Genomic DNA, 22262 nt, shown 5'->3' with positions numbered 1-22262 from the left:
GTTCTTGGTCACGCCTCGTACTCGGCCGTGCGCCTGCCAGCCTAGCGGTGACGGCTCTTGATCGTTGCAGCAGAGTGGCTTCTGTTAGAGTCGCCGACGTGCGGCGTTATTTCTGGTTCAGCGGACCGGCCCGAGGTGGGCCGGTCGGCGACGCCGCGCGCTGACCACGACCACCCCGAGCCGGACGCCAAGCCGGCTCGCGGTGCTCGACGGGGCGGCTTGCGGAAAGGAAGCCCCCCATGTCACCAGTCGCCGGTCGCGCGGATTCGGCTGATTCACTGCGGCAGCTGGACAATCTCCGTACCACCGCGGTTCGCCCGCTGATCTCGCCCGCGCTGCTGCGCGAGGAACACCCGATCAGCCCGGCGGTCGCCAAGACCGTCGCGCAGGGCCGGGCCGAAACCGTGGACATCCTCGACGGCCGAGACGAACGGTTGCTGGTCGTGGTCGGGCCGTGTTCGGTGCACGACCCGGCGGCCGCCACGGAATACGCGGGTCTGCTCGCCGAACAGGCACAGCAGCATCGCGACGCGCTGCACATCGTGATGCGGGTCTACTTCGAGAAGCCGCGCACCACGCTGGGCTGGAAGGGCCTGATCAACGATCCGGAGCTGGACGGCAGCTTCGATGTCAACAAGGGGCTTCGCACGGCACGGCGGTTGTTGCTCGACATCTGCGCGCTCGGGCTGCCGGTGGGTTGCGAGTTCCTCGACCCGATCACCCCGCAGTTCATCGCCGACACCGTCTCGTGGGGTTCCATCGGGGCACGCACCGCGGCGAGCCAGGTACACCGCCAACTGTGCAGCGCACTGTCGATGCCGGTGGGCATCAAGAACTCCACGGAAGGCGACGTGCAGGTGGCGGTGGACGCCACCAGGGCCGCGGCGGGAAGCCACGTGTTCGCCGGTATCAACGCCGACGGCCTCGCCGCGCTGTTCACCACCTCGGGAAACCCCGACTGCCACGTCATCCTGCGCGGTGGCTCGGCAGGACCGAACCACGACCAGAGCACCGTGCGCGACACCCTCGACAGGCTGCGTCGTGCCGGGCTGCCGCAACGAGTGATGATCGACGCCAGCCACGGCAACAGCGGCAAGGACCACCACCGGCAGGCCGAGGTGGTGGCCGAACTGGCGGGCCGTGTCGGTGCGGGAGAACGCGGCGTCGCCGGTGTGCTGCTGGAGAGCTTCCTGCGAGCCGGGCGGCAGGAGCTGACCCTCGGCAGAGCCGCCGAACTGACCTACGGGCGCAGCATCACCGACGCCTGCATGGATTGGTCCACGACGGCTGCGCTGCTGGACGAACTGGCCTCGGCCGTGCGGGGACGCTGAGCACGATCTGCCGCCACCGTCACCGACACCGTCTCGACGACTCGTCGCGCTGGCGTGCCTGCTCCATGGCACGCCAGCGCGCCAGGTTGTGCCTTGCGTCGGCGAGGGCGTCGTGCGCGTCGTCCGGCGCGGCGGGCAGCCTGGGTTTGCCCAGGTCCTCCCACCGCTGCCGCAGGTCGCGGGTGAACCGCGGCAACTGCCTCGGCAACGCGGGCATCGGCCCCCACAACTGGGCGAGGGCGACGTGGTCGTACGCGGCGAACCAAGCCCACAACTCGATACCGCCTGCGGGGTTGCCGAAGTACTCCAGCAGGTCGGCACGAATGCGCTCGCGGCTGCGCCACACCGAGTCGCCCGGCGAGGGCAGCTTCGTCAGCACGTGCTCGCGAACCCAGGGTCCGGCCTTGCCCGGGTCGAACTCGGTGGACACCGCGTAGAACTCGCGTCCCCGCTCGTCCACGACACCGATCGACACCAGATCGATCGTCACGCCGTCCTCGATGAATTCGGTGTCGTAGAAGAACCGCACCGAAGCGACGGTACTAAACGGCGCTCGGCGCGTGCGGGCGGCTCAGCCCGCCTTCGTCTCCGGCAGCCGGGTGCGGTCCAGCGCGCCCGGCTGGGCCGGTACGGCCGGGCGCACTCCGGCTTCCTCCGCGGCGAGCAACTCCTTCGCCTTGGCCGCGTACACGTCGACGTACTCCTGGCCGGACAGCTCCATCAGCGCGTACATGATCTCGTCGGTGATCGAGCGTTCCACGAACCGGTCGCCGGAAAGTCCGTCGTAGCGGGAGAAGTCCAGCGGCTTGCCGAACCTGATCTCCAGCTTGCGTGGCCGCCACAGCTTCGAGCCGATCGGGTTGACATGCTCGGTGCCGATCATCGCCACGGGGATCACCGGCACTCCGGCCTCCAGCGCGATCCTCGCGACGCCGGTCTTGCCCTTGTAGAGCCTGCCGTCGGGCGAGCGGGTGCCCTCGGGGTAGATGCCGAGCAGCCGTCCCTCCCGCAGCAGCCGGATGGCCGTGTCGATGGCCGCCTGCGCCGCCGAGCCGCCGGAGCGGTCGATGGGGAACTGACCCACTCCGGTGAAGAACCACTTCTTCAGCCTGCCCTTGAGGCCCTTCTCGGTGAAGTACTCCTGCTTGGCGGGAAAGGTGACCCTGCGCCTGACGTACAACGGCATGAAGAAGGAGTCGGCGACCGCCAGGTGGTTACTCGCCAGGATCGCGCCACCGGTTTCCGGGATGTGCTCCAACCCGGTCACCTTGGTCGGCCACAGCAGCCGCAGCAGGGGGCCCAGCAGGACGTACTTCATGAGGCGATACAGCACTACGGTTGCCCTCCTCCGGCGCCAGACCTGGCGAGACCCTCCAGCATTCCAGCCTACGAACCTTCGCGCAGGCCGCACAACATCGGGCACCCTGTCACGAGGCCGTCGCGACAGATCTCACAGCGGACCCGGCCCGCGAACCGGGCATCGGAGCCACACCCACGCACATGCGAACATGGTGGGACCAAGCTTGCGGACCGAGCTTCACGGGGAAGGGCGATCGGGCATGCCTGTGCGCGCTGGTGCGGAGCCGTTCTCGCACACCGGCTCGACCGAGATCGGGATTCTGCTGTGCCACGGCTTCACCGGGACACCGGCGAGCATGCGTCCGTGGGGTGAGCACCTCGCCACGGAGGGCTTCACGCTGAGCTGCCCCAGGCTGCCCGGGCACGGCACGACGTGGCAGGAGTGCAACCGCACCCGCTGGACCGACTGGTACGGCCGCGTGCGTTCGGAGTTCGACTCACTGGCGCGCCGTTGCGACTCGGTGTTCGTGTTCGGCCTGTCCATGGGTGGCACGCTGGCGTTGCGCCTCGCCGAGGAACTCGGTCCGGCCGTGGCGGGGTTGGTGCTGGTGAACCCCTCGGTACTCACCCTGCGCAGGGACGCCAAGCTGCTCACGGTGCTGGCTCCGTTCCTGCCTTCGGTGAAGGGTGTCGCCGGTGACATCGCCAAGCCCGGGGTCACCGAGCTGGCCTACGACCGCACGCCCGTGCGGGCGGCGGCCAGCCTGAGCCGGTTGTGGCAGGTCGTCAGGCGGGACCTGCACAAGGTCACCCAGCCGCTGCTGTTGGCGCACTCGATCGTTGACCACGTCGTGGAACCGGTGAACTCCCGTGTCGTCGCCGAGGGCGTGCGCAGCCGCGAGCTGATCGACCTGCCGCTGCGCGACAGCTACCACGTGGCGACACTGGACAACGACGCGCCGCTGCTGTTCGAACGTAGTGTGGAGTTCGTGCGAGCCGCCAGAGGTGTTGGTGCCCGATGAGCAGACTGTCAGGCGCGGACGGCCCCGAGGACGTCGACGCCACTTTCGCGCAGATCGTGGCCGACCTGCGCGCACAGGGCGTCGGAACCAACCGCCACGACCCCGACGATCCCTCCGGTGTTGCCGACACCGGCGACACCGACGGCATCGAGAGCAGCAGCGACAGCACCGATGCCACCGGCACGGCCGACACCAGGTCCCCGCGGGAGACCGGGGAGCCGAGGACACGGGAGCGAGGCGAGCCCGAGGCGACACGGGCAGGCGGTGGCTGGCGCGAGAGCGAGACCGGCTGGGACGAGACCATGTTCGGTCCCGACCCCGGTAACGACGAGCACTACGTGCCCCCGGAGCCACCGCCGCTTCCCAGGCCCCGCAAGGGCGCTTTCATCGTGTTGCTGTTCTTCGTCGTCGGGCTGCTGCTGTTGATCTCGCCCGGCGTCATCGGGCTGAACAGCACGATCGGCACTCCGCTCGGGATGCTGTCACTTGCCATCGGCATCGCGCTCGGGTTGCTCCGCGTCAGGCAGGGACCACCCGACGGCGCCGATCCCACCAACGGCGCCCAGGTCTGACGGCGCCTCCGGCTCGTCGGGCCGGCTTCACCGCGGGCACTCCCGCTCGTCGAGCAGGTCCAGCAACGCGGCCGGGCCCGCGGTGTCGCCGCCGTCGGCGCGCACCCGCTCGCGCAGCGCACGGTCGGCGGTGACCACGACCACGTGGTCTCTTGGCCGCGCACGTCGACAATCCCGGGTGGCGCGCACGATCTCGCTGTCTCCGTCCGTGGCCGCCGCGACCACCTCGACCTCCGGGATACCGGCGGTCTCCCTGGCCTGCCCCTCCACCACGAGCAGGACGCGCGGCCACCACAGCCAACTACCCGCAGGCCGCAGCCCGAGTTCGGCGGCACGGACACCGCTGTGGGTGAGAACGGCGAGCCGGTCGCGCAGCCTGCGTGCGGCGGCCGCACGGTCGCGCCACCAGCCGTCCGGTCGCGAGCCCACCACGTTGGCGGCATCGACCAGTAACACCAGCTCCCGGTCGAGCTGCGGGCGCAACCTCGGCCACGCCGCGGCGAAGTCGCGGTGCAGCGGGTAGCTGTCCACCTCCTCGGGAGGCACCCAGCGCAGCTCCGTGCTCTCCTCGTTGGCCACCAGGGCACGCACGGGCTGCCGGGTGGTGGCCAGCACGGTGGTGTAGCTCCACGTGCCGTGGTCCTCGGTACAGGCCGCCAGTACCCGCACGGCGTCGGCGGGTACGGCGGTCTCCTCCTCGGTCTCCCTCATCGCGGCCCTCGCGGGCGACTCACCGGTGCGTACGGCTCCGCCCGGCAACGCCCAGGTCTGGCCGTGGTGCGTCCAACCGGCTCTGTGCTGCAACAGCACCCCGCGCGAAGGGTCGGTCAGCAGCAGGCCCGCGGCACCGTGCAGTCCCCAGTGGCGCCGGCCGCAGGCGCAGCTGACGAAACCGTCCCCGTCACCGAGCAGCATCGGACCAGCCTAGTCAACGCAGGGCCAAGGTCTGCTCGCGCGCGAGCGCCGCCGCTCCCACCAGCGCTGTCTCGTCGCCGAGCTGGGACGTGCGGATGCGCGCGAGCGGCCGGTGCCCCGCACCGGTGACGGCGCGCGCGTAGTGCTCGCGGGCTTCGTCGAGAAACAGCGGCGCCGACTCCGACACGCCGCCCGCGATCACCACCACCTCGGGGTCGTACACGTCGGCCACCAGGGCGAGCCCCTCGCCGAGCCATCTGGCCAGCTCCGCCATCGCTCGTTGCGCGATCGGGTCGCCGTCCCTGGCCGCGCCCGCGACCCTCCTGCCGGTGATCGAGCCGGGATCGCCCGCGGTCTCCCATGCCAGCACCGTCGAGCGGCCAGGATGGCGAGCCAACAGCTCCACGGCGGTCGCGGCCAGCGCGGTGCCGCTGCAGTAGCGTTCCCAGCAGCCGTGCTTGCCGCACGGGCAGGCCCGCCCACCGGGCACCACGCACAGGTGGCCCAGTTCGGGAGCCACCCCGTGCGCGCCGCGAAAGAGCCGGCCGTCCAGCAGCAGCCCGGCACCGATTCCGGTGCCGATCGCCACCAGCGCCGCGACGCGCGCGCCTCGTGCGGCGCCGAAGCGGTGCTCGGCGACCGCCGCGGCGTTGGCGTCGTGCTCCAGCGTGACCGGCAGCCCCACCCGTTTGGACACGCGGTCGGCGACGGGTGCGCCGCGCCAGGGCAGGTGCGGTGCGAACATCACCGAGCGCCGGTCGGAACGCACGAACGCGGCCACCGCCAGTCCCACGGCACCCACCTCGTGCCGGTTGCGCAGCTCGTCGATCACGCCCGCGACGGCGTCCTCGAGGGCAAGCTCGTCACTCGGGGTGCCCACTCTCGCGGTGTCCAGCAGGGCGCCCTGCTCGTCGACGACACCGGCCCGCACGCTGGTCCCGCCGACATCGACGCCGATGGCCAGCATCTAACGGTCCCACCCCGCCGCCGGGTGCACGGGGATGTGCTGCACGCGCGCGGCCGGCTGCTCCCTCGCCGCCGATTCCGGCCTCGGCCCCGGGGTGAAGCCCGGCATGTGCACCCCCTCGTGCGGTTGCCAGCGGTCGGCGAGCACGGCACGCAGCAACGCAACCAGTTGCGCTGCCTGTTCGAGCAGGCGCGCCACGAACTCGGGCCGCTCGCCCCGCACCACGGCCACCACGGCACACAGCGGGCACCACCCGCAGCAGGAGTCCCCGTGCTCGGCCTGAGCACCGTGCCCGGCCCTCACAACGCCGTCCAGCCACGGCGCCGCCCGTTCGACGACCAACTCGACGAGTAGCCGGATCTCCTCGGCGAGCCGGGCGCCGTATTCCGCTTCTGTCATGAGCTCTTCTCCAGCCGCACCAGCAGGCCCCGTGCGTCCGACTCCGCGCCGACCACCCGGCAGGGCCGCAGCGCCTCGGGCAATGCCAGCAGCCTGCGGAAGCCGTCGACGGTCACAGCGAGATCGTCGTCCACTCTGGCCAGATCGACCACCGAATCCCGTGAAAGCGGAAGCGCGATCCGTAACTCGTAGCCGTTGTCCACGTCGGACACCCGCAGCAGTGGGGCACTGTCGTACTCACCGGTGAGCGGACTCGCCTGGCCGTACAGCTCGTCCGCGATCTCCAGCAGCGCGGCGAGCCCGACGGGTTCGGCCGCCCGGTGCTCCACCGAACGCAGCTGCGGCTCGCCGAGGCCGCAGGCGCGCAGCTCCTCCAGCACCCGCTCCTGCTCGGCCCTGCGGGTACGCAGCCAGGCCGCGGCCGAGCCGCGCCACCGTCCCGGTGCGGGTACCAGGCGGTTGGCCACCAGACCGTCGACCCGGATGCCCCGCAGCGCCAGTGAGGTCAGCGTGCGACGGGTCTCGGCGACCACCATGCGTTCCGGAGTCAGCACCAGCCGGACGGTGGTGGTCTCGCGGTCGGTGAGCAGTTCCCGCAGCGATTCCAGATGCGTGGCCAGCCGTTGCACCGACCGGGAGAGCCCGAACCGGGTCTTCCACCCGTATGCCCTGGCCAGATAGCCGCTGACCGCCTCGGGCAGCGCCAGCAGCCGCAGGGTCTCCGCGGTAGGGCCGCAGTCCACCACGACGCTGTCCCACGGCCCCGTCTCGATCAGCCTGCGCACCTCGGTCAACGCCAGCAGCTCGTCGACCCCGGGCAGCACGGTGAGTTCGGCTGCCTCGAGCGCGTCGAGCCCGGCCCCGGTGAGCGCCGCGCGCAACTGCTCCCGCAGCGTGGTCCACGCGCTGTCCACCAGTCCCCTCGCGTCCACCTGCGCGGCGTGCAGGCTGCTTTCCACCTCGGCGGGCTCGGCGGCCAGTGGCAGGCCGAACGCGTCGGAAAGCGAGTGCGCGGGGTCGGTGGACACCACCAGCGTCTTGCGTCCCCGCCTGGCGAGGCAGGCGGCGGTCGCCGCGGCGAGCGTCGTCTTGCCGACGCCGCCCTTGCCGGTGAACAGCAGGACGCGCACGCTAGGCCGTGCCCTCGACGCGACGCTTGAGCTCCTTCAACGCCGTATCCATGATCATTTTCTCGGCCTTGCGGCGCAGCAGCCCGATCATCGGCAGCATCAGCTCCACCGAGAGCGTGTAGGTGACCTTGGTGCGGTCGGCGCCGAGCGGCTCGAGTACGTACCGGCCGTGCTGCGACTTCTGCATCTGCCCCTTCACCAGCCGCCAGCTCACCGAGAGCCCGTCGTCGGCCCAGTCGTAGGCGAGGACGTAGACGTCCTTGACGGGACCGGAGTCCAGTGTGAACCGCACCTGCTTGGCGCGACCGGCCTCGTCGGTCTCGAGGATCTCTGTCTCCCGGACCGCTTTTGCCCATTCCGGGTAGGCGGGCAGGTCGGCTATGACGGCCATGATCTCCGCCGGTGGGGCGTCGACCTCGATGGACTGCGTGGACTGCTCGGCCATGGGCCTAGAGCGTAGCGGTCCGGGTGCTCACCAGCGCAGCACGTAGGGTCGCGCGGTGTGCTTGAAGTGCCCCACGTTGCGGCACTCCGTGCGCCCCGCCCTCGAACGCGCCGCCAGCGGCTGGTGCACGTGCCCGAACAGCGCCCACCTCGGCTGCTCCGCCGCGATCACGTCGAGCAGCGCCTGCGAGCCGAGTTCGGGTCGGCGCGCCACCACGTCGTAGGTGAGGTCGGGCACGGCGGGTGGGATGTGACTGCACAACACGTCGATCCCGGACAGTGCGGCCACCGCCCGGTCGAACTCCTCCCGCGTACGCAGGTAGGGGTGCCAGGCCGCGTTGCGTTTCGGTGTGACCCCGTCGGGCAGCAGCGCACCGCCCACGAACCCGAACCGCAGCCCGCCGATGTCCACCACCTCACCGTCGACGAGCCTGACGTCCGGACCGCTGAACTCGGGCCACAACGCGGGCGCGTCGACGTTGCCGGGGATGGCGTAGGTCGGCGCGGTCATGGCGGCGAACAACTCCGCGTACTGTTCGCGCAGCGCCTCGTCGACGGCACCGCGGGGGTCGTCGAGACCGGCCCACAGCGATCTGGCGAAGGCCACGGTCTCCTCGCGCGAACCCTGCCTGCGCAGCTTGGCGAAGGTGCCGACGTTCTCCGCGCCGAACAACCTGCCCAGGATGCCGCCACCGTGGTCGTGGTAGTCGACGAAATCGATGAGGTCACCGAGCACGATCAGCGCGTCGGCGCCGTCACCGGCGCGGGCGAGGGCCTCGGCGTTGCCGTGCACGTCTGAGACCACATGTACGCGCACGGCCGCGATTTTACCGTGACTCCACCGTTTCGGGTGGCACACCCGGTTCCCTGCCGTCCTCGAGCACGGCCTTGAGGTCCAGTGCGATCGCCTTGGCCGCCCTCGCCCTGCGGTCGGCCTCCCCGCGCAGCAGCCGGGGCCGCCTGCGCTCGGCCGCGGTGGGCGTGGCCCGGAGGAAGTAGTGCAGCAGCGTGCCGTCGAGCACCGGTTCCAGCCAGACCTCCATGGTGCCGACGAGGGCGCCACGCACGGTCCAGCGCAGGCCCTCCTCGCCCCGGTCGGTGTAAACTTCCAGCACAAGGTCTGGCCAGTACAGAGCCCACGACCGGGGGTCGGCGAACACAGCCGCCACGGCGCTCGGTGGCACGGCGAGGAACGTCTCGTCGACTATGTCCAGCACCGGGTCCGGCACCGGTGCGTTCTCAGAACCTGACACGCAACGCAGAATGGCATGCCCGTCGATTGGTTATGCCCCTGGCATGGTCAACCGGGCGGCCAACGGCTAAGTTGACCGGCGAGTAACACCGGTCGAACACGGAGGTTCACGTGCGCGAGTACACCGCCCCTTCGGTGCAGGCGGTCGCCGAGGACGAGAACATGGCGGACGTCGTGTGGGTCAACGCCGAGCGGTTCGGCGACACCGTGAGTTTCCGTCGGCACCGGGACGGGTCCTGGTACGACGTGACCGCGAGGGAGTTCGCGGCCGAGGTGCTCGCCGTCGCCAAGGGCCTGATGACGGCGGGAATCGGCAAGGGCGACCGGGTCGGACTGATGTCGAAGACCCGCTACGAGTGGACGCTGCTCGACTTCGCGATCTGGGCGGCGGGCGCGGTCAGCGTGCCGATCTACGAGACCTCCTCGGCCGAGCAGTTGCACTGGATCCTGTCCGACTCCGGCGCCAAGGCCGTGCTCGTCGAGACCGCCGAACACGCGGCCACGCTGGAGGAGGTCCGCGGCAGGCTGCCGGAACTGGACAACGCCTGGCAGATCGAGGGCGACAAGCCCGCCGTGAGCGCGCTGTCGGCCCTGGGGGCCGACCTCGCCGACGACCAGGTACACGAGCGCAGGCGCAGCGTGCGGGCCGCCGACCTGGCCACCATCGTCTACACCTCGGGTACCACCGGCAGGCCCAAGGGCGTCATGCTCACCCACCACAACCTGCTGGCCGAGGTGCGCGCTGACATCAACGCGTTCCCGCAGCTCATGGGCGCGGGTAACTCGCTGCTGCTGTTCCTGCCGCTGGCCCACATCCTCGCCAGGGCGATCGCGCTGACGGCGTTCACGTCGAGGGCGACGCTGGGGCACACCCCCGACATCAAGGACCTGGTCGCCGACCTGGGCACCTTCCGGCCGACGTTCGTGGTGGCGGTGCCGCGCGTGTTCGAGAAGGTCTACAACGGCGCCAAACTCAAGGCCCATTCCGAGGGCAAAGGCAAGATCTTCGACGCGGCCGAGGCAACCGCAGTCGCCTACAGCCAGGCCAAGGACACCGGCGGCGCCGGGCTGGGGCTTCGCCTCAAGCACGCGGTGTTCGACAAGCTCGTCTACACCAAGCTGAGGGCGGCACTGGGCGGTCGGTGCATCGCGGCCGTGTCCGGTGGAGCGCCGCTGGGTGCCAGGCTCGCGCACTTCTTCCGCGGTATCGGCGTGCCGGTGTTCGAGGGCTACGGGCTGACCGAGACCTCCGCCGCGGCCAACGTCAACACCGAGGGCGCGTTCAAGGTCGGCACGGTCGGCAGGCCGGTGGCGGGCACCTCGGTGCGTATCGCCGAGGACGGCGAGGTGCTGCTGTCCGGTGACGTGGTGTTCAGCGGCTACTGGAACAACGAGCAGGCCACGGCCGAGGCGATCGAGGACGGCTGGTTCCACACCGGTGACCTCGGCGAACTCGACGACGACGGTTTCCTCAAGATCACCGGGCGGAAGAAGGAGATCATCGTCACCGCGGGCGGCAAGAACGTGGCGCCCTCGGTGCTGGAGGACACTCTCAAGGCGCACCCGCTGATCAGCCAGGCGATGGTGGTCGGCGACCAGCGGCCGTTCATCGCGGCGCTGGTGACCATCGACGAGGAGTTCTTCCCGACCTGGAAGTCGCAGCGCAACAAGCCGGAGAGCGCGACGGTGCCCGACCTCGCCGACGACCCGGATCTGCTCGCCGACGTGCAGGCCGCGGTGGACGAGGCGAACAAGCAGGTCTCGCAGGCCGAGTCGATCCGCAAGTTCACCATCCTGCCGCGCGACTTCACCGAGGCGGGCGGGGAGATCACGCCGAGCCTGAAGCTGAAGCGCAACGTGGTGAGCAAGAACCACGCAGGCACGATCGAATCGCTCTACACGAGGTAGTCGCGAGCGCTCCGAGCGGGAGCGAGCGTTTCACGGCGCTCACTCCCGCTTCGGCAGGGTCGCCTCAATGCCCGCGAGGACGCGCTCCAACGCCCGCTCGAAGCGCGCCTGCGAGTCGATGTGCGGGGTGCGTGCCTCGGTGATCACGCGAGTGAAGTAAGGGTAGCGGCCACTTTCGACGATCAACTCCACGTAGGGGCCCATCGCACGCTGCACCTCCTCTCGTGAGGCGTCCCCGAAGTAGGCCAACTCGTCCAGTTCGGTGCGCACGTATCCGTTGACCCAGGTGTGCAGCAGTGTGACGGTCTCGAACATCTCGTCGATGTTGAGCCCGAGCCCATCGACGATGGACATCGCCCGCTCGAAGCCCGCCAGCATGTTCGGACCGAGCGCCGGACCGCCCGACCACACGCGCAACAGCCATGGGTGGTCCAGCAACGCACAGCGCTGTCCACCGGCCAGGTCGCGAAGATCCTGCCGCCAGTCACCGGTGAGCGGCGGCCAGTCCTGTCTGCCGAGCATCCGGTCGCCCATCAACTCGAACAGCGCTTCCTTTCGCTCGACGTAGCGGTACAGGCTCATCGCTCCGGTGCCCAGCCGCGCGGCCACCGCGCGCATCGTCACCGCTTCCAGGCCCTCCTCGTCCGCGATCTCGATCGCGGCGTCGGCGATCTGGTCCCTGTCGTAGGCGGGAGCGGGCCCGCGTGATCGCCTGGGCGGCAGCCACACGCGGACACGCGCCAGCAGTGGCGGATCACCGTTGGATCGCACGTTCACCTCTGGCGAAAACTCGTTGCGTACGTCGTACTCGGTTGACTAGCTTTACTGCGTACATCGTACTCAGCTTAGGGGAATCCATGGGGACACAACCGAGCGACACCGCGGGAGCCGTGGTCGTCGCCGAGAACGTACACAAGAGATTCGGGCAGACCCGCGCCCTCGCAGGCCTCGACCTGACGGTGCCCGCCGGAACCGTCTACGGCCTGCTCGGGCCCAACGGCGCGGGCAAGAGCACGGCCGTCCGCGTCTTCGCCACGCTGACCCGGCCCGACGAGGGACGGGTCACGGTCGCCGGACACGACGTGGTGCGCGAGTCGGCGGCGGTGCGCCGCAAGATCGGACTCGCCGGTCAGCACGCCGCGCTGGACGAGCAGCTCACCGGCAGGGAGAACCTGCGCATCTTCGGCAGGCTGTTTCGGCTCGGCTCCGCCCGTGCCCGCAGCCGAGCCGACGAGCTGCTGGAACGCTTCCACCTCGGCCACGCGGCCGACCGGCTGGTGAAGACCTACTCCGGCGGCATGCGCCGCAGGTTGGACCTCATCTCCAGCCTGATCATCTCGCCGACCGTGCTGTTCCTCGACGAGCCGACCACCGGACTCGACCCGCGAAGCCGCAACGAGATCTGGGACACCGTGCGGGAGTTGGTCGCAGAGGGCACCACCGTGCTGCTGACCACGCAGTACCTCGACGAGGCCGACCAACTCGCGCAGCGCATCGCGGTGATCGACACCGGCAAGGTCATCGCCTCCGGCACACCCGCGGAACTGAAAGCCCAGATCGGCGGGCGCATCGACGTCGTGGCCGCCGACTCCGCCGATCTCACCGAGGTGGCACGAGCACTGGCGGTGCTCGCCGACACCGGGGCACAACCCGACATCGACGCCGACCGCAAGCTCGTCAGCCTGCCCGTGGACATCGATTCTCTCACGCTGCCCGACGTCGTGCGCCAACTCGACCAGGCAGGCGTGAAGGCCGTCGACGTCGGAATCCGGCGCCCGACACTCGACGAGGTGTTCCTCACCCTCACCGGCAAACCCACCACCGAGGTCGACGTCGCAGCCACCGAGCCGGCCACCGCGCCGTCCGTCATGTCGTCCAGCACCGACCCCGCCACCGAGGAGACCGCGCGATGACCGCCCCAGCACCCACCTCACCGTTCGTGGGGGCACTGTCCGACGGGCTCACGATCATGAGCCGCAACCTGCTCAAGCTCAAGCACCAGCCGGGCCAGATCGTCGCGACGTTCGCCTTCCCGCTCATCTCGGTCATCCTGTTCGGTTACGTCTTCGGCAGCGCGATCCCCATCCCCGGGGGCGGCGACTACCGCGAGTACCTCATGCCCGGCCTCTTCGTCATGGGCACGGTGTTCGGCGTGATGGGTTCGCTCACCGTGATCGCCAAGGACAACGGGCTCGGCGTGATGGACCGCTACCGGTCGATGCCCATGGCACGCTCCGCCGTGCCGTTCGGTCAGACGGCCGCCGACCTACTCGTGCACACCGGCAGCCTGCTCGTCATGGCAGGCTGCGGGCTGCTGTTCGGCTGGCGGGCACACAACGGCTTCGCCGCGACAGTCGCCGGATTCGGCCTGCTGCTCCTGCTGTTCCACGCCGTGTCCTGGGTCGGCGTGTTCCTCGGCTCTATCGCCAAGAACGAGGAGACCGCCGCGCGGATCGGGCCGCTGATCATGCCCATCACGATGATCTCCAACATTTTCGTTCCCACCGAGGGCATGCCCGCCGTACTGCGAACCATCGCCGACTGGAACCCGGTCAGCGCCGCCACCGTGGCTTGCCGCCAACTGTTCGGTAACCCGGGCCTGCCGCACGGAGACCTGGCGTGGCCGCTGGCTCACCCGGTGCTGGCGACCCTGGGCTGGTCGGTGGCACTGCTGGCGGTCTTCGTCCCACTGTCGATTCGCCGGTTCCGCACCGCGGGTCTGTGACGGCTCACTGGACCAGACGCACCCGCGGCGCCGGACTGTCCGACAGCGGTATCTGGAATCGTTGCGCCAGGTACGAAGCGATGTCGTGGAACAGCGGCGCCGCGGTACTGCCCTCCGGCAGGGTCGCGTCGGGCGCGTCCAGCCGGATGCCGACGACGAATCGGGGGTTGTCGGCGGGCAGCATCCCGGCGAATGTGATGTTGTACAGCCGGTTGCTGTAGGCACCGGTGTTCGGGTCCACCTGCTGCCCGGTGCCGGTCTTGCCCGCGATCTGGTACCCCTCCAACGCCGCCTCCGGCGCCGTGCCCTGGAAGTCGTAACTGCCGTCCTGCGTGACCGCGCGCAGGATGCTCTTGACGGTGTCGGCGGTCTTCGGGCTGACCACCTGTGCCGTCGCGGGGGCGGGCTCCGGGACGCGCCTGCCGTCCGGTGTCACCTTGGCACGAACGATCCTCGGCTCCACCCGCTTTCCGTCGTTGGCGATGGCCTGATACATACTGGCCAGCTGCACCACGGTCATGGAAAGACCCTGGCCGATCGGGAGGTTGCCGAACGTCGTGCCCGACCACTGCGCACGCGGCGGCACGTAGCCGGGGCTCTCCCCCGGCAACCCGATCCCCGTTCGCTTGCCGAGCCCGAACCGCCGCAGCATCTGCAGATATCGGTCCGGGCCCAACTCCTGCGCGAGCATCAGAGTGCCCACATTGGACGACTTGGCGAAGATGCCGGTGGTGGTGAACGGCTGCGTACCGTGTGACCAGGCGTCGTGCACCGTGTGGTCGGAGACCTCGATACTGCCCGGCACCTGCCGCACCGACTCCGGACCCACGATGCCCGCCTCGATCGCCGCAGCGGCCGTGATGACCTTGTTCACGGAGCCGGGCTCGAACGGCGTCGTCACGGCCGCGTTGTTCATCAGCTTCGGCTGCAGCGTGGACTGATCGGTCGGGTCGAAGGTCCGGTCCGTGGCCAGCGCGTACACCTCGGCGGTCCTGGCATCAAGCACGACGGCGCTCGCGCCCTGCGCCCGCACGCGGCGTGCGTAGTCGGCAAGGCGGCTCTGCACCTCGAACTGCACGTCGGAGTCGATGGTCAGCTCCAGATCCGAGCCCGGCACTGCCGGTTGCAGATCGCGCTCGGTGCCCGGAATGACGACGTCGGCGCCCTGCGCGGTGTCCACGATCTGTCTGCCCGGCGTGCCTGCCAGATCGTTGTCGCGCATGCTCTCCAGCCCCGACAGCCCGTGCAGGTTGTGCTTGGACACGTCGGGATTCTCCTGCCGCCAGTTGGCGTAGCCGACGATGTTCGAAGCCAGCTCGCCGCCCGGGTACACCCGCTTCGCCCGCTTCTCGTACCCGATCTCGGGATAGGCCTGCTTGATCTGCTCGGCCACCGACGGCTCGACGTCGTCGACGAGATAGGTGAAGCTCGCGTCCTTGTGGAAGGCACGCAGCAGTTCGCTCTCGGTTGTCAGCTCCGGCACCTTGCCCGCGATGAACTTCGCGATCTCGGCGACGCGGCTGTCGTAGTCCTTTTCCGACTCCGGATGCTCGCGCGCGAACTCGCTCCAGTTCTTGCGCATCAACCGCAGGTTCGCCCACAGCATCCGCGTCTCGATGCTGAAGGCCAGCTCCGCACCGTTGCGGTCCCTGATGGACCCGCGCTCGGCCGGGATGTCGATCGAGGTGGTGCGCTGCCGCTCCGCGCGCGCCGACAACGCCTCCGCCTCGAAACCCTGCACGTGAACGAGCTTCACCCCCGCGGCCACGAGCAGCACCGCGAGGGCGATCCGCCCCGCCACGAACCGACCCCGGTAGTCGCGGTTGCGGGCCGCGCCCCCTCTGCGCGCGCCCACCGGGTAGGTGCGCCGCGTGCCGCTGCCCGCTCGAGAGCGTCCGCTCGCGCGTGCCTTGCCTGGCATCGATCCCCTCCGGTATCCCCTGTCGCTACCCTGCCGCGGCGGGCGGCTCCCCTGCTCCCGCCTGAGCCTGGTCGTCGAGCTGCTGTTGCGGCACACCCTGCTGCTCGGGCTGCTGCTCCTGTCGCGAAGGTGGCGGCGCCGAGGCCGCGGACGGCTCACCGACCACGACGACGGAACCGTCGGGCCGCACCACCAGCCGCGCCGGGTTCCCGCCAGGCACCATCCCGAGTTGCCGGGCGCGCTCGGCCAGCGACGACGGCGACTCCAGGTGGCTGACCTCGCGCTGCAGCTGCTCGGAACGCTCTGCCAGCCCCGCGTTCTCCTGGCGAAGCTGCTCCAGCCGGTAGGAGTCGGTGATGGCCTGGGTGGAAAGCCACAGCGTCGCGGCCACGCCCGTCACCATCATCGCCATCAGCAGCAGCACGAAGGAGGTTCGGGAACGCGGCCAGCGCAGCAGCGGGATCCGGCTGCGCTGCGGGCTCGCCTGCGCCTGTGCCTCCGGCCGCGTGACCTTGGTGCGCTGCGCCTTGCGCGCGTATGCGCGCTCGGCCGCCGAGGTGCGCCGCTTCGCCGCGCCGGAGTTCGGCGTCTCGGGAGCCTGGGTGCCGGTCGTGGCCTTGGGCCGCTGGCGGGTGCGCGGCGTGGGCTGGTTACGGGTTCGAGCAGGTGCGGTCATCAGGCAGCCGCTCCAATCTTCTCGGCCGCGCGCAGCCGTACCGAGGCAGCGCGTGGGTTGCGCTCGATCTCCTCCTCGCTCGCCTTCTCGGCACCGCGAGTCAGCAGTCGCAGTTCGGGGCCGTGCCCCGGCAGTTCCACCGGCAGTCCCTGCGGGGTGCGCGACGCGGCACGGCCGGCGAACTCCCGCTTGACGATGCGGTCCTCCAGCGAGTGGTAGGACTCCACGACGATGCGGCCACCACCGGTGAGCAGCTCGATGGCGGCGGGCAGCGCGGCGCGCAACGTCTCCAGCTCCGCGTTGACCTCGATTCGCAGCGCCTGGAACGTGCGCTTCGCCGGGTGCCCTCCGGTTCGCCTGCTCGGCGCGGGCACGGTGTCGTACAGCAAACGCACCAGCCGTTCGCTGCGGTCGAACGGCTCGCGCTCGCGTTCGGCGACCACCGCCTTCGCGATCCGGTTGGCGAACCGCTCCTCGCCGTAGTCGCGCAACACGCGTGTCAGGTCCGCCACCGAGTAGGTGTTGAGAACGTCGGCGGCGGTGAGCCCTGCGGCCGGGTCCATGCGCATGTCCAGCGGCGCGTCCCTCGCATAGGCGAAGCCCCGCTCCTGCCTGTCAAGTTGCATCGACGAAACCCCCAGATCCATCAGCACGGCATCCACATGGGACAGTCCGAGTTCGGCGAGCACGTCGGGCATCCGGTCGTAGACCGCGTGCACCAGCCGGACCCGGTCACCGTGGCGGGCCAGTCGCTGCCCCGAGTCGCGCAACGCGTCGCGGTCACGGTCGAGCCCGATGAGGCGAAGCGACGGGTTGGCGGTGAGTAAGGCGTCGGCGTGCCCACCGAGACCGACGGTCGCGTCGACGAGCACGGGTTCGGGGCCGGTGAGCGCGGGCTCCAGCAACTCCAGCACGCGGTCGAGCAACACGGGGACGTGTTCGCCGTTCCCGGTCACGGTCACACCCGGCCGGTACTCGCGCGGCGAACGCGGCCGGGGCTTGCCTTGCTCACGGTTCTCCATTCCCGCTGAGGCGCTGCGCCCGGCATCCGACGTGCCGTCGAGGCTGGATGTCCGCGGCGTGCTCAACGCCTCGCCTGTCTCTTGCGCCGTCCGCGCGACATCCCTCTCATGCCCCAGGCGTGAGCCCGGTTGCCGGGAGGCGGATGCCGTCAGGTTGCGGACCTGATACCGGGGAAGGTGCATCAGGGCCGCAGCCTCACGGCATCCGAGGTGTGGAACCCGCGCCCCCAACAGCGCGGGTGCCGCGGACGCTAGAACACGCCCGGCAGGATCTCTTCCTGGGCCTTCGCGTAGCTGTCCTCATGTTCTTCCAGGTAGCCCTCCCACGCCTGGGCGTCCCAGATCTCCAACCGGGTGATCGCGCCGATCACCACACACTCCTTGTTGAGCCCGGCGTAGCGCCGAAGCTCGGGCGCGATGGCGATACGCCCCTGGCCGTCAGGCCGCTGCTCGTCGGTCCCCGCGAACAGGTAGCGCTGGTAGGCCCTCACCGATTCGTTGGTGAACGGGGCTTCCGCGACCTTGCGGGCCAACTGCTCGAACTCCGCACGCGGAAAGACATAGAGGCAATGATCCTGTCCCTTGGTGATCATCAGCCCACCTGCCAGCGCGTCCCGGAACTTCGCAGGCAGCGTGAGCCGCCCCTTGTCGTCCAGCTTCGGGGTGTGGGTGCCGAGGAACACCGGCCACCACCTCCCCTACCGACCAGCGCCTGAACCCACGGGCCGGCCGTGGAATCCACCGAGATCGGCACGAGGCTCCCTTCCGCCCCACTGGCCACCACCGTACCCCACTTTCCACCACAGTCAACGGCAAAACGGCCCCATACGAGCGAAACGCGCGCCGTTTTAGCTGGTCACAAGGGTGGGGTCAGAGTGGGGCGCCGCGCGGACATCGCCAGCGCGGGTGACACCCACGGCCACGAAAGAGGGCGGCCGCGACGGCTTCGGCCGGCCATCCGAGCGCGCCGACAGGCCCAACCGGTGCCGCCGCGGCGGCACCGGTACCGGCCGGTGGGGCCGGGTGGGGAGAGCGCCGCGAAATCCCTACGACAACTCGGACAGCCGCGCGGCGATCCGGTCGCGATCGGCGGGCGCCACGTTGACCCAGGGCCTGCCTGCTCGCCCCTCGGTCGTCGTGCCCAGGTACGCACCGACGTCCGTGCTGAACCAACTCACCCCGCCCAGCCTGCGCAAGGTCGAGCCCTCGCGGACGCACACGCTGAACTGCCCCGCCGCCAGTACCGGCCTCGCCTGGATGGCAAGGACTTCTCGAAGTTGCCGCTGCTGCGCAACCGAGCGAGCGGGCTGCGCGGTTCCGTACACCGGATCGTCCACCTCACCGTCCACACCGAACACCGAGGCGGGCAGGCTCACGCCGAGACCCGGGCCGGGCGACAGCGGCGGCAGCACCCCTACGGCGGCGGCGAACACCTCGCTGTCGCCACCGATGCGGGTCAGTGCGATGGTGCGGTTCGGTTGCACCGCCAGCACTCCGCGACGGCCGGTGGTGGCGGCGACGGCCCGCAGCGGCTCCTCCTGCTCCAGATCGAGCAACGCCTCACACTCGACATACACCGATGCGCGAGCGAGCATCCGCAGCCCGTCCCGCAGCGCGGCATCGAGTTCGCCTGCGCGGAAGAATCCGCGCTCGGCCAGATTGTCGTACACCGCGGCTCGGATGTCTCGGCGATCCTCGTGCGTCGCGCCGACACTGTGCACCCGCAACGGCCCGGGCGGGTCGCGGTAGCCGAGGTCGCTGTACAGGATGTCGAACGCCGATGCTGACACCCTGATCACATCGGACCCGAGCCTTGCCCGCCGAGCGGCGAACGCGCCGTCAGCGGCGGCGGATCACCGAACGAGACTTCCGGCAACGCGTCGGCGAGCGCGCTGTCCCTGGCGTACATCACATCGATCGCCTGTTGCCTTGCGGCCTCGGCCAGCGCTCGTCGTTCGGCCATCGCGTCGGACAACCCGACGAGTTGCCATACCTGCCCGCTGCCTGCCGCGGCGCGGATCATGCCGGCCGGGTCGTAGCCGACCGGCTCCGGCAGCTGCGCCCTCGCCTTCGCGGCCGCCTCCGCCTGCCTGCCGACCGCCTCGCCGACCACGGCCGCGGCCTCGGCCACCTCGGCCGACCACCGAGCGGCCCGGCCGAGCACCCCACGCAGGGCATCGCCTGCCGGTCCCCGCCACGCCTGCTCACTGACCGCCGAGGTCTGGTCCAGCAAATCGCCCCCCTCCCGCAGCTTCGCGGCCAGGTCTGTCCACTCCCGACCGATCTCGCCCGCGGCCGCCGGATCGTTGCCGGTCTCGACCTCCGCTCGCATGGCCTCGTGGCTGTAGGACTCGTATCGGCTCGCCGGGTGCGGCTTCTCGGTCATCTCAGCTCCGGTTCGATCAGTTCGGCGACGGTGGTCGCGCGTTCGCAGGCCTGCTCGGTGCCGCGGAAGTCGGCGCTGCTGACGTCGACGTGCACGCTGCTCGACTCCGCGAGCGCGAGCAGCACGGCACAGGTGCCGTCGTCGGCGCGTTCGTCCGCGACCAGCAGCGCCTCGCGCTGCCCGATCCGCAGTTCGCGTGCCTGCCGCGGCGCCGATCGCAGGTCCGCCAGCCCAGCTCGTTCGTCGATGGTGATGGTGACGCCGTGACCGCCGGGTTCGGTGTAGTCGCACGCCCTTGCCTCACCGACGGTCGTCGGTGTGCCGACCGTCGTGAGCCCCACGCTCGACCGCGCCGCCGGTGACAGCAACGCGCACGGGTCCGCCGAGCCGGTGCGACCGGCGGCCGAGGGCGTCGCTCTCGGCGCGCCCGCGGCGCCCGCCGAAGGCGCCGAGGACGCCGAGGACACCGGGGGTGTGGCACCGCTGTGTTGTCGCCCGCACCCCGAGGTCAGCGGCAACGCAACCAGCCCGAGCGCGATCAACACGGTTGGCCATCGCCGCATCCTTCAGCCGCCACCCCGGCAGTCCACCCCGTCGGCCGCGGCGTCGTCCTGCTCCTCGTAGCGCCGCATGGCCTCGCCGATTCCGAGCTTGAGGTCCTCCAACTCGCGGCCGAACCTGGTCAGCGCCCGCACGACGGAATCCGGCGACCCGGCCTCGCCCAGGCCGTAGCGAGCCATGAACTCGCCGACCTGACCCGCGTAGCCTTCACCGAGCGGTACCGAGCGACCGAGCACCTTGGCCTGCCTGATGACCTGCCCGACCACGTCCTGCAACTGGCTCAGTCGCTGGAACGCGTCTGCCGCGAGTTCGGGAGAGACGGCGAACGCGTCAGCGGGAAGGACCCGAGTGCCCGTGTCGAGGTCGGTCATCCCGTGCCTCTCTCTGCGGTAATCGACTGATTCCGCTGCGCAGCATAGGACAGCGGGCGGCGGCGACGGCACCGTCTCAGCCAGCTCACCTGAACGGGCTAGCGATATCTGTGAGATGCTGCCGGTGACATTGAGTGATCAAGGGGTTGTCCCCAGCGAGTTCGCCCACGTTTGACACACTGGATGGCAGGCTGGGCGGAAGGCGACACCAGCCCGACCCACGAACGAACGACCGTTCGTGACGTGTGCGAGGGCTTCGGCACCGGGAGGTCGTGTGACGTCGAGACCACAGTCCGCAGCTACCGCCGAGCGTGACGACCAGCAACCAACCACACAGGTGTCCTACCCGGCTGCCGGCCTGTACCCGGACGGCGGGGGCAACGGCCACGACCGGGCAGCGGCACTCGACGAGCTGCACGACACCGTGCGCCGCATCGCGGCCAACGTCGAGCGCGTTCTGGTCGGCAAGCCCGACGTCGTCCGGCTGGCACTGGTGACGCTGCTGGCGGAGGGACACCTGCTGGTCGAAGACGTGCCCGGAGTCGGCAAGACCTCTTTGGCCAAGGCACTGGCGCGCTCCATCGACTGCACGGTCAGCCGGGTGCAGTTCACACCCGACCTGCTGCCCAGCGACGTCACCGGGGTGTCGATCTTCAACCGGCAGACTTCGGAGTTCGAGTTCCGTCCCGGCCCGGTGTTCGCGAACATCGTGGTGGGCGACGAGATCAACCGCGCCTCCCCCAAGACCCAGTCCGCGCTGCTGGAGTGCATGGAGGAACACCAGGTCACCGTCGACACCACGACGTACCACCTCGGCAGGCCCTTCATGGTCATCGCGACGCAGAACCCGATCGAGATGGAAGGCACCTACGCGCTTCCCGAGGCGCAGCGCGACAGGTTCACCGCCCGCGTGTCCATCGGGTACCCGGACCCGCAGGCCGAACTGGCGATGGTCGACGAGCACGCGGGCAGCAGGCCGCTGGAGGAATTGCGGCCGGTTTCCGACGGCCACACGGTGCAGCGACTCGTCGAGGCCGTCCGCGGCATGCACATGGCCGCCGAGGTGCGCCAGTACGCCGTGGAACTTGTATCGGCTACCCGGCAGGTTCCCGAAGTCCGGCTGGGCGCTTCGCCACGGGCGACACTGCATCTGGTGCGCGCTGCGAAGGCGCAGGCCGCGCTGTCCGGCAGGCAGTTCGTGGTTCCCGACGACCTGCACGCCGTCGCCGTGCCGGTGCTCGCCCACCGCCTGGTACTCACCACCGAAGCCCATGCGGCTCGCCGCTCGGCCACCGATGTGGTTCGCGCCGTCCTGCAACGCGTACCCGTGCCACACGGCGGCAACGGGCAGCGCCGGTAGC

General features: G+C 70.1%; 25 protein-coding genes. 7 read left to right on the top strand and 18 right to left on the bottom strand.

The genetic code is table 11. The features are described from left to right. The first annotated feature begins 239 nt into the window (after positions 1-239). Positions 240-1331 (top strand): 3-deoxy-7-phosphoheptulonate synthase, encoded by a 1092-nt coding sequence (locus tag SACMADRAFT_RS10710; protein ID WP_009153831.1) that lies wholly within the window; start codon positions 240-242, stop codon positions 1329-1331. A gap of 19 nt (positions 1332-1350) precedes the next feature. Here the strand turns inward: SACMADRAFT_RS10710 and SACMADRAFT_RS10705 are convergent, their stop codons facing one another. Beyond that, the gene (locus SACMADRAFT_RS10705; protein ID WP_009153830.1) at positions 1351-1860 is read right to left on the bottom strand and encodes a polyadenylate-specific 3'-exoribonuclease AS; all 510 of its coding nucleotides are present in this window, start codon (positions 1858-1860) and stop codon (positions 1351-1353) included. Between the two features lie 42 nt (positions 1861-1902). Then, positions 1903-2664: a lysophospholipid acyltransferase family protein gene (locus SACMADRAFT_RS10700; protein WP_009153829.1), complete on the bottom strand. Its 762-nt coding sequence runs from the start codon at positions 2662-2664 to the stop codon at positions 1903-1905. 226 nt (positions 2665-2890) lie between these two features. On the opposite strand from SACMADRAFT_RS10700, the gene SACMADRAFT_RS10695 reads away from it, so the two are divergent. Then, on the top strand, positions 2891-3652 hold the full coding sequence (locus tag SACMADRAFT_RS10695; protein WP_009153828.1) for an alpha/beta hydrolase: 762 nt from the start codon (positions 2891-2893) through the stop codon (positions 3650-3652). After that, entirely contained in the window at positions 3649-4224 is a 576-nt protein-coding gene (locus SACMADRAFT_RS10690) for a hypothetical protein (protein WP_009153827.1), read from the top strand. The genes SACMADRAFT_RS10695 and SACMADRAFT_RS10690 overlap by 4 nt, the downstream gene beginning before the upstream one ends. A 27-nt stretch (positions 4225-4251) precedes the next feature. On the opposite strand, the gene SACMADRAFT_RS10685 is transcribed toward SACMADRAFT_RS10690, so the two are convergent. From SACMADRAFT_RS10685 to SACMADRAFT_RS10655, 7 genes are read right to left on the bottom strand one after another with little or no spacing between them, the layout of a single operon-like run. Further along, positions 4252-5139, bottom strand: coding sequence for an NUDIX hydrolase (locus SACMADRAFT_RS10685; protein ID WP_009153826.1), 888 nt, complete (start codon positions 5137-5139; stop codon positions 4252-4254). Positions 5140-5152: 13 nt separating this feature from the next. Further along, positions 5153-6106 (bottom strand): ROK family protein, encoded by a 954-nt coding sequence (locus SACMADRAFT_RS10680; protein ID WP_009153825.1) that lies wholly within the window; start codon positions 6104-6106, stop codon positions 5153-5155. Next, the gene (locus SACMADRAFT_RS10675) at positions 6107-6505 is read right to left on the bottom strand and encodes a hypothetical protein (protein ID WP_009153824.1); all 399 of its coding nucleotides are present in this window, start codon (positions 6503-6505) and stop codon (positions 6107-6109) included. Continuing rightward, entirely contained in the window at positions 6502-7635 is a 1134-nt protein-coding gene (locus tag SACMADRAFT_RS10670) for an ArsA family ATPase (RefSeq protein ID WP_009153823.1), read from the bottom strand. Before SACMADRAFT_RS10670 ends, SACMADRAFT_RS10675 begins: the two co-directional genes overlap by 4 nt. A gap of 1 nt (position 7636) precedes the next feature. Beyond that, positions 7637-8080: an SRPBCC family protein gene (locus SACMADRAFT_RS10665; protein WP_009153822.1), complete on the bottom strand. Its 444-nt coding sequence runs from the start codon at positions 8078-8080 to the stop codon at positions 7637-7639. 27 nt (positions 8081-8107) lie between these two features. Next, positions 8108-8896 (bottom strand): metallophosphoesterase family protein, encoded by a 789-nt coding sequence (locus tag SACMADRAFT_RS10660; RefSeq protein ID WP_040925639.1) that lies wholly within the window; start codon positions 8894-8896, stop codon positions 8108-8110. A 10-nt stretch (positions 8897-8906) separates the two neighbouring features. Next, positions 8907-9332, bottom strand: coding sequence for a hypothetical protein (locus SACMADRAFT_RS10655; RefSeq protein WP_040925638.1), 426 nt, complete (start codon positions 9330-9332; stop codon positions 8907-8909). A 110-nt stretch (positions 9333-9442) separates the two neighbouring features. Between SACMADRAFT_RS10655 and SACMADRAFT_RS10650 the strand changes: the two genes are divergently transcribed. Next, on the top strand, positions 9443-11239 hold the full coding sequence (locus SACMADRAFT_RS10650) for an AMP-dependent synthetase/ligase (RefSeq protein WP_009153819.1): 1797 nt from the start codon (positions 9443-9445) through the stop codon (positions 11237-11239). Positions 11240-11278: 39 nt separating this feature from the next. On the opposite strand, the gene SACMADRAFT_RS10645 is transcribed toward SACMADRAFT_RS10650, so the two are convergent. Then, positions 11279-12016: a TetR/AcrR family transcriptional regulator gene (locus SACMADRAFT_RS10645; protein ID WP_232285569.1), complete on the bottom strand. Its 738-nt coding sequence runs from the start codon at positions 12014-12016 to the stop codon at positions 11279-11281. Between the two features lie 80 nt (positions 12017-12096). On the opposite strand from SACMADRAFT_RS10645, the gene SACMADRAFT_RS10640 reads away from it, so the two are divergent. Then, the gene (locus SACMADRAFT_RS10640) at positions 12097-13152 is read left to right on the top strand and encodes a daunorubicin resistance protein DrrA family ABC transporter ATP-binding protein (protein WP_009153817.1); all 1056 of its coding nucleotides are present in this window, start codon (positions 12097-12099) and stop codon (positions 13150-13152) included. Then, on the top strand, positions 13149-13964 hold the full coding sequence (locus SACMADRAFT_RS10635; protein WP_009153816.1) for an ABC transporter permease: 816 nt from the start codon (positions 13149-13151) through the stop codon (positions 13962-13964). Before SACMADRAFT_RS10640 ends, SACMADRAFT_RS10635 begins: the two co-directional genes overlap by 4 nt. A gap of 4 nt (positions 13965-13968) precedes the next feature. Here the strand turns inward: SACMADRAFT_RS10635 and SACMADRAFT_RS10630 are convergent, their stop codons facing one another. From SACMADRAFT_RS10630 to SACMADRAFT_RS10595, 8 genes are all read right to left on the bottom strand, one after another. Continuing rightward, positions 13969-15885, bottom strand: coding sequence for a peptidoglycan D,D-transpeptidase FtsI family protein (locus SACMADRAFT_RS10630; protein WP_009153815.1), 1917 nt, complete (start codon positions 15883-15885; stop codon positions 13969-13971). A gap of 25 nt (positions 15886-15910) precedes the next feature. After that, entirely contained in the window at positions 15911-16561 is a 651-nt protein-coding gene (locus tag SACMADRAFT_RS10625; RefSeq protein ID WP_009153814.1) for a septum formation initiator family protein, read from the bottom strand. Continuing rightward, positions 16561-17517 carry a 16S rRNA (cytosine(1402)-N(4))-methyltransferase RsmH gene (gene rsmH, locus SACMADRAFT_RS10620; protein WP_040926288.1) on the bottom strand — a complete coding sequence of 319 codons (957 nt, stop codon included), beginning with the start codon at positions 17515-17517 and terminating at the stop codon, positions 16561-16563. Before rsmH ends, SACMADRAFT_RS10625 begins: the two co-directional genes overlap by 1 nt. Positions 17518-17834: 317 nt before the next feature. Beyond that, positions 17835-18266 (bottom strand): division/cell wall cluster transcriptional repressor MraZ, encoded by a 432-nt coding sequence (gene mraZ / locus SACMADRAFT_RS10615; RefSeq protein WP_009153812.1) that lies wholly within the window; start codon positions 18264-18266, stop codon positions 17835-17837. Between the two features lie 363 nt (positions 18267-18629). After that, complete coding sequence (locus tag SACMADRAFT_RS10610; RefSeq protein WP_009153811.1) at positions 18630-19382, bottom strand: ESX secretion-associated protein EspG; 753 nt, start codon at positions 19380-19382, stop codon at positions 18630-18632. Further along, the gene (locus tag SACMADRAFT_RS10605; RefSeq protein ID WP_009153810.1) at positions 19379-19969 is read right to left on the bottom strand and encodes a hypothetical protein; all 591 of its coding nucleotides are present in this window, start codon (positions 19967-19969) and stop codon (positions 19379-19381) included. Before SACMADRAFT_RS10605 ends, SACMADRAFT_RS10610 begins: the two co-directional genes overlap by 4 nt. Next, positions 19966-20532, bottom strand: a complete 567-nt coding sequence (locus SACMADRAFT_RS10600; RefSeq protein WP_040925637.1) for a DUF3558 family protein — start codon at positions 20530-20532, stop codon at positions 19966-19968. Before SACMADRAFT_RS10600 ends, SACMADRAFT_RS10605 begins: the two co-directional genes overlap by 4 nt. A gap of 3 nt (positions 20533-20535) precedes the next feature. Then, on the bottom strand, positions 20536-20901 hold the full coding sequence (locus SACMADRAFT_RS10595; RefSeq protein ID WP_009153808.1) for a hypothetical protein: 366 nt from the start codon (positions 20899-20901) through the stop codon (positions 20536-20538). Between the two features lie 274 nt (positions 20902-21175). Between SACMADRAFT_RS10595 and SACMADRAFT_RS10590 the strand changes: the two genes are divergently transcribed. Beyond that, positions 21176-22261, top strand: a complete 1086-nt coding sequence (locus tag SACMADRAFT_RS10590) for an AAA family ATPase (protein ID WP_009153807.1) — start codon at positions 21176-21178, stop codon at positions 22259-22261. Position 22262: the final 1 nt, after the last annotated feature.

This window comes from Saccharomonospora marina XMU15, from assembly GCF_000244955.1.
Taxonomy (GTDB): Bacteria; Actinomycetota; Actinomycetes; order Mycobacteriales; family Pseudonocardiaceae; genus Saccharomonospora_A; species Saccharomonospora_A marina.
The sequence above is the reverse complement of the archived record's forward strand: the minus strand, read 5'-3'. Positions and strand labels throughout refer to the sequence as shown.

Bases quoted from the DNA above. Each gene is read 5' to 3' on its own strand.
- SACMADRAFT_RS10710 (WP_009153831.1), top strand. From the start codon at position 240: ATGTCACCAGTCGCCGGTCGCGCGGATTCGGCTGATTCACTGCGGCAG.
- SACMADRAFT_RS10695 (WP_009153828.1), top strand. From the start codon at position 2,891: ATGCCTGTGCGCGCTGGTGCGGAGCCGTTCTCGCACACCGGCTCGACC.
- SACMADRAFT_RS10690 (WP_009153827.1), top strand. From the start codon at position 3,649: ATGAGCAGACTGTCAGGCGCGGACGGCCCCGAGGACGTCGACGCCACT.
- SACMADRAFT_RS10685 (WP_009153826.1), bottom strand. From the start codon at position 5,139: ATGCTGCTCGGTGACGGGGACGGTTTCGTCAGCTGCGCCTGCGGCCGG.
- SACMADRAFT_RS10680 (WP_009153825.1), bottom strand. From the start codon at position 6,106: ATGCTGGCCATCGGCGTCGATGTCGGCGGGACCAGCGTGCGGGCCGGT.
- SACMADRAFT_RS10675 (WP_009153824.1), bottom strand. From the start codon at position 6,505: ATGACAGAAGCGGAATACGGCGCCCGGCTCGCCGAGGAGATCCGGCTA.
- SACMADRAFT_RS10665 (WP_009153822.1), bottom strand. From the start codon at position 8,080: ATGGCCGAGCAGTCCACGCAGTCCATCGAGGTCGACGCCCCACCGGCG.
- SACMADRAFT_RS10640 (WP_009153817.1), top strand. From the start codon at position 12,097: ATGGGGACACAACCGAGCGACACCGCGGGAGCCGTGGTCGTCGCCGAG.
- SACMADRAFT_RS10635 (WP_009153816.1), top strand. From the start codon at position 13,149: ATGACCGCCCCAGCACCCACCTCACCGTTCGTGGGGGCACTGTCCGAC.
- SACMADRAFT_RS10630 (WP_009153815.1), bottom strand. From the start codon at position 15,885: ATGCCAGGCAAGGCACGCGCGAGCGGACGCTCTCGAGCGGGCAGCGGC.
- SACMADRAFT_RS10625 (WP_009153814.1), bottom strand. From the start codon at position 16,561: ATGACCGCACCTGCTCGAACCCGTAACCAGCCCACGCCGCGCACCCGC.
- SACMADRAFT_RS10605 (WP_009153810.1), bottom strand. From the start codon at position 19,969: ATGACCGAGAAGCCGCACCCGGCGAGCCGATACGAGTCCTACAGCCAC.
- SACMADRAFT_RS10600 (WP_040925637.1), bottom strand. From the start codon at position 20,532: ATGCGGCGATGGCCAACCGTGTTGATCGCGCTCGGGCTGGTTGCGTTG.
- SACMADRAFT_RS10595 (WP_009153808.1), bottom strand. From the start codon at position 20,901: ATGACCGACCTCGACACGGGCACTCGGGTCCTTCCCGCTGACGCGTTC.